Raw genomic sequence first — 4491 nt, forward strand, 5'->3', positions numbered from 1 at the left:
CGCGCCCGCTGCGCGACCTGCGGCGGGCCGCACGGGCGGCCGGTGCTCGGCGGATCCCGCGCGCTCGACGCCCTGCACGCGAGCGTCGCGCACGCGGGCGACGCGGTCGTCGTCGCGGTGAGCGGGCACGGGCCGATCGGGATCGACGCGGAGCCGAGCGACCGGGAGGTGCCGTCCGGCATGTCGCTGGCGCGGTGGGTGCGGATCGAGGCCGTGCTCAAGGCCGACGGCCGCGGGTTGCTCGTCGATCCGGCGCTCGTCCGCTTCGAGGACGACGCGACGGGGGCGATCGCATGGATCGACGGCGACGGCGGGCACTACCGCGTCGTGGACGTGGCTCTCGAGGAGGGCCTCATGGCAGCCGTCGCGCGACTCCACGCCGGTCCGTCGGCGCTGACCTCGGTCGTGGTGGTCCAGCTGTCCAGCGGAGGGGTCCCCGCCCACGTCGACGATCCCGAGATCACTCGTTCTCGGCCTGATCGATCACGAACTCGGTGAAGCCGGGGACGGTGAACGACAGGTGGCCGTGCTTGTTCGCGTCCACGAGCCCCTTGTCCAGGAGCTTCTGTCGCGGGACCGAGATCGCACGCGTGGTCGTGCCGAGTGCCTCGGCCAGGGCCGCCCGCTTCACGTCCTCGCCGCCGAGTCGCGCGATGGCGACCAGCATGTCCTGCTGCCGGGGACTCGCCCCGCGCCATCTGGCGGTGAAGAGCGTGCGCATCTCCGCATCCACGACGGGAAGCGCCGCCGAGAGGTCGGGCAGCGTGATGACGTCGTCCGGCGCGAGTCCCTCGGCGTCCAGTCGGTGCGCTGCCGCGCGCCAGGAGGCGTCCCCGATCAACTGGACCTTGTAGGGGTAGCCGCGCGACTCCGCGACTCCCCGGTCGAGCGCAGGTGGATCCCACCGGACGCCTGCCGCCGCTGCCGTCGACTCGAGCGCCTCCCGCGCGCCGGCGTCCGACAACCCGTGCATCGCCTGGAAGCGGAAGCGCTCGCTGAACGTCACGGCCTTGTTGATCCTGGTGGGGGCGCCGGGAAGGCCGACGGCGAACAGCGCGGTCCGGGGCTGGTCGGGGTCGAAGGGCCGGAGCGGGTTCATCTCCTGCCAGGCGTAGGCGATGGTCCGCAGGCTCTCGGGATCCGCTTCCTGGATCTCGTCGATCAGGATGACGATCCCGGCGTCGCCGTCGTGCACGACCGAGGCGAGAGCCGCGCGGAGGGCGAGCTGCAGCTGCTTCGCGGAGGCCGCCGTGCGCGTCCGCCCGGGCGAGGTGAGGGTGACGTCCACATGCGCGATCCCCGGCGCGCCCACGGTGAGCGTCGCCGAGTCGATGGATTCGAGGGCTGCCCTCCGGAGGTGCGTGCCGCTCCCCACCACCTGCTTCAGCTCGCTGAGCAGGGAATGCACGAGGTCCTCTGCCGGATCGGCGGTGATCAGCACGGTCCGGATCCGGTAGCCGCCGAGGATGCGCTGGGCTTCCCGCAGCAGGGACGTCTTGCCGATGCCGCGCGGGCCGTGATCGACGTGGACACGAGGGACGAACTGCCCATCCGCGCTCACCCTCTGGGCCGCCTCGCGGAACTGCTGCAGCCTCTCCGCCCTGCCGGGCAGGCTCGTCGGCACGGATCCCGGGGTGTACGGGCTGAGCGAGAGGCTCGGGTGTCGCTCACCGTCGTTATACATGGGTCCCAAGTATAAGAGCGATGGGAGCACTGGGGTCCTTCGCGCGATGACGTGCGTCAGCGCCGCCCCACCCGCGGCAGCGCCGGCAGGGGCCCGTCCGCCAGCCACGCTCGGAGCAGGGCGCCCGCATCGCCGGCCGCGCCCACGAGGTCGGCGGTGGTGCGCGGCGCCGTCCAGGCCGGATCCGTCCAGCGGCGCATCAGATCCCGCCAGCCCGTCTCGCCGAGCGTCAGCCGCAGCGCGTGCACCGCGAGGGCGCCGCGCTTGTAGACGACGTCGTCGAACATCGACTCGGGCCCGGGGTCCCCGATGCCGACCTGCGTGCCGTCGCGCTCGAGGCGCGCATGGTGCTGGCGGGCCAGCTGGTCGGCCGAGGGACCGCCGGACTCCTCCGACCACAGCCACTCCGCGTAGCAGGCGAAGCCCTCGTTGAGCCATATGTGCCGCCAGGCGGCGAGGCCGACGGCGTTGCCGAACCACTGGTGCGCGAGCTCGTGGGCGACGAGCCGCTCCGACGCGCCCGTGCCGTCGGCGTGGTTCGAGCCGAGCACGGCCATGGCCTGCGCCTCCAGCGGGATCTCGAGCTCGTCGTCGGTGACCACGACCCGGTACTCGTCGAACGGGTACGGCCCGAAGAGCGTCTCGAAGAACGCCATCATGCGCGGCACCTCCGCGAGGTCCTGCAGCACGCGCGCCTCGCGCGGCTTCGGGTACGCGTAGACCGCCTCGGTGGATCCGGCGGGCACCCGCCGCTCGGCGTACCGGCCGATCTGCACGGTCGCGAGGTAGGGCGCGGTCGGCGCGTCCTGCGCGTACGTCCAGGTGGCGCGGCCGGAGCGCTCGACGCGGGAGAGGAGCCGGCCGCTCGCGATGACGGAGTAGTCGACCTCGCAGGCGACGCGGATCCGGAACGCGGCCCGGTCGTCCGGCCGGTCGTTGCAGGGGAACCAGGTGGACGCGCCGCTCGGCTGCGACGCGACGAGGACGCCGTCGCCGAGCTCCTCCCAGCCGAGGTCGCCCCAGGCGGTGCGGCGCGGCCCGGGCTCGCCGGAGTAGGCGACGTCGACCGTGAAGGACGCGCCCGCGGCGATGGGCTCGGCGGGGGTGACGACGAGGCGCCCGCCGCGCTGGACGTGCCGGGTCTCGCGGCGGCCGTCGACGCGCACGTCGCCCGCGCGGAGGCCCGTGAGGTCGAGCTCGAACCGGGGCAGCGGCTCGCGGGCCACGGCCATGATGACGGCGCGCGCCTTCAGCCGGTTGCGGGCGACGCGGTAGTCGAGGTCGAGGTCGTAGCGCTCGACCGCGTACGCCGCGGATCCGACCTCGGGGGTGTAGTCGTCGCCGGACGACGGGCCTGTCGCGGCCCTCACCGGCGACCGGCGGACGCGGCGGGCAGGTACCGGCCGAGCGTCACCTCGCGCCACGGGCCGATCGGGTTGCCGCTCCAGCGGCTCGCCTCGGGCACCAGCTCCCCGCGCATCACGAGGCTCGCGGGGCCGACGGTCGCCTCGCGGGCGATGCGCGCCGCGGGGAGGATGACGCTGTGCGGCCCGAGGGTCGCACCGGCGTCGAGGGTGACGGTGTCCATGCTCATGATCCGATCATGGAACAGATGCGTCTGCACGACGCACCCGCGGTTGATCGTGGATGCACGGCCGAGCGTCACGAGGTCCGCCTCCGGCAGCCAGTGCGAGTCGCACCAGACCCCGGGCCCGATGCGCGCGCCGAGGCTGCGCAGCCACCAGACGAGCGCGGGCGTGCCGGCGGCGGACGACGCGAACCACGGCGCGGCGACCATCTCGGTGAAGACGTCGGACACCTCGCTGCGCCACACGAACGACGACCACAGCGGGTGCTCCGCCGCGCGGACGCGGCCGATGAGGATCCACTTGGCCGCGGTCGAGACGCCCGCCGCGACCGCGCCGGCCGCCAGCAGCACGACGCCGCCGAGCAGGAACGCGACGAGCGGGCCCCACGCCGCCGTCAGCGCGGCCAGCGTCACGAGCACGGCCCAGCCGATCGTGCACGTCACGATGACGGGCACGACGCGCAGCAGCTCCCACAGGATGCGGGCGACGCGCAGCCGCGTCGGCGGCCGGAACGTGCGCGAGTCGTCGGCGGCGGCGACCGTGCGCCGGAGCCGGACGGGCGGGGAGCCGAGCCAGGAGGATCCGGCCTTCGACTTGGTGGGCGCGGCCGAGAGCACGGCGACGAGTCCGTCCTTCGGCACCCGGTGGCCGGGGCCCGCCATGCCCGAGTTGCCGAGGAACGCGCGCTGGCCGATCTCGGCGCGGGCGACGCGCATCCACCCGCCGCCGAGCTCGTAGCCGGCCACGAGGGTGTCGTCGGCGAGGAAGGCGCCGTCGCGGATCGTGGTCATCGCGGGGATGAGCAGCACGGTCGAGGCCTCGACGTCGCGACCGACGCGGGCGCCGAGGAGCCGCAGCCAGACGGGCGTGAAGAGGCCGGCGTAGAGGGGGAACAGCAGGGTCCGCGCGAGGTCGAGGAGGCGCTCGGTCGACCACACCTGCCAGCCGACGCGGCTGCGCACGGCGTGCACGCCCTCGGTCACGCCGAGGCCGAGGAGGCGCACCGCGGCGACGACCAGGAGCGCCAGCACCAGGCCGGTGACGAGCACGGCGGGCACGATCGCCCCGAGGCCGCGCCACCCGACGTCCGCGAGGTCGGCGGATCCGCGGATCGCGGAGGCGAGGACCCCGCCGCCCGCCGCGAAGCCGACCACCGGCACGAGCGCGGTCGCCACCGAGGCGGCGCCGTACGCCGCGACCCAGCGCGTGTTCCGCGGC

General features: G+C 74.4%; 4 protein-coding genes. 1 reads left to right on the forward strand and 3 read right to left on the reverse strand.

Going from position 1 to position 4491, the window contains the following annotated elements:
* The coding region (locus tag Q6969_RS13140; RefSeq protein ID WP_317230836.1) for a hypothetical protein at nucleotides 1–498 on the forward strand (498 nt) is incomplete at its 5' end.
* Here the strand turns inward: Q6969_RS13140 and Q6969_RS13145 are convergent.
* The 3 genes from Q6969_RS13145 to Q6969_RS13155 form a co-directional block, all read right to left on the reverse strand.
* Entirely contained in the window at nucleotides 461–1684 is a 1224-nt protein-coding gene (locus Q6969_RS13145; protein WP_317230837.1) for an ATP-binding protein, read from the reverse strand. The two genes, Q6969_RS13140 and Q6969_RS13145, sit on opposite strands and share 38 nt — an antisense overlap.
* A 56-nt stretch (nucleotides 1685–1740) precedes the next feature.
* Entirely contained in the window at nucleotides 1741–3054 is a 1314-nt protein-coding gene (locus Q6969_RS13150; protein ID WP_317230838.1) for a M1 family metallopeptidase, read from the reverse strand.
* Nucleotides 3051–4491, reverse strand: a 1441-nt coding sequence (locus Q6969_RS13155; protein WP_317230839.1) for a Pls/PosA family non-ribosomal peptide synthetase, incomplete at its 5' end; no start/stop codon positions are given. The genes Q6969_RS13150 and Q6969_RS13155, both read right to left, overlap by 4 nt.

The sequence above is a fragment of the Clavibacter sp. MX14-G9D genome, from assembly GCF_032917815.1.
Taxonomy (GTDB): Bacteria; Actinomycetota; Actinomycetes; order Actinomycetales; family Microbacteriaceae; genus Clavibacter; species Clavibacter michiganensis_K.

What these genes read in the sequence shown, in the direction of transcription:
- Q6969_RS13145 (WP_317230837.1), bottom strand. Translation starts at nt 1,684, where the DNA reads ATGTATAACGACGGTGAGCGACACCCGAGCCTCTCGCTCAGCCCGTAC.